The sequence below is a fragment of the Acinetobacter lwoffii genome (assembly GCF_024129855.1).
Lineage (GTDB): Bacteria > Pseudomonadota > Gammaproteobacteria > Pseudomonadales > Moraxellaceae > Acinetobacter > Acinetobacter lwoffii_L.
On the sequence record NZ_JAMXXC010000095.1, the window covers coordinates 1 to 253 of the forward strand.

Below are 253 nucleotides of genomic sequence, written 5' to 3' on the forward strand. Positions count from 1 at the left end.
ACGTCATGGCGACGATGACCCGGTTGACCACGACTGGCATGCGTCATGCCTGAAACACCATCTTGATTGAGCTTCTGCAATAACCGGGTAATTTGACGGGTGGAAAGATTCAGGATTTCAGCAGCACGGACTTGGGTAATACGATGATCTCGAACGTCTTGCAGAACTGCAAGACGTTGAATTTCTTTGTCAGACATAGTGATCAGCATCTATATTTTATATCCAGTCCATGGTGATAAAAACCATCATAAAC

1 protein-coding gene is annotated in these 253 nt (G+C 44.7%); it reads right to left on the minus strand.

The window, feature by feature from the left end:
* A partial coding sequence (locus tag NI465_RS16660; protein ID WP_253146011.1) for a helix-turn-helix domain-containing protein occupies positions 1 to 209 on the minus strand: 209 nt, incomplete at its 3' end.
* Positions 210 to 253 lie beyond the last annotated feature (44 nt).